This is a genomic window from Brevibacillus sp. NL20B1 (assembly GCF_018195675.1).
Taxonomy (GTDB): Bacteria; Bacillota; Bacilli; order Brevibacillales; family Brevibacillaceae; genus Brevibacillus; species Brevibacillus aydinogluensis.
Window position 1 is genome coordinate 1 of record NZ_JAGTPT010000070.1, and the last position, 555, is coordinate 555.

The window sequence follows — 555 nt, forward strand, 5'->3', positions numbered from 1 at the left end:
CTGACACCCCGAGAGATCGGGCGTTCCCCTTCGGGGGACAGGGTGACAGGTGGTGCATGGTTGTCGTCAGCTCGTGTCGTGAGATGTTGGGTTAAGTCCCGCAACGAGCGCAACCCTTGACCTTAGTTGCCAGCATTGAGTTGGGCACTCTAAGGTGACTGCCGATGACAAATCGGAGGAAGGTGGGGATGACGTCAAATCATCATGCCCCTTATGACCTGGGCTACACACGTGCTACAATGGGCGGTACAAAGGGTTGCGAACCCGCGAGGGGGAGCCAATCCCAAAAAGCCGCTCTCAGTTCGGATTGCAGGCTGCAACTCGCCTGCATGAAGCCGGAATCGCTAGTAATCGCGGATCAGCATGCCGCGGTGAATACGTTCCCGGGCCTTGTACACACCGCCCGTCACACCACGAGAGTTTGCAACACCCGAAGTCGGTGGGGTAACCCTTACGGGAGCCAGCCGCCGAAGGTGGGGCAGATGATTGGGGTGAAGTCGTAACAAGGTAGCCGTATCGGAAGGTGCGGCTGGATCACCTCCTTTCTAAGGATGA

The 555-nt window shown here is 57.8% G+C and carries 1 rRNA gene; it reads left to right on the top strand.

The features are described from left to right. A 16S ribosomal RNA gene (locus KDN35_RS19805) occupies nucleotides 1-545 on the top strand; the annotation flags it as partial. Nucleotides 546-555: the final 10 nt, after the last annotated feature.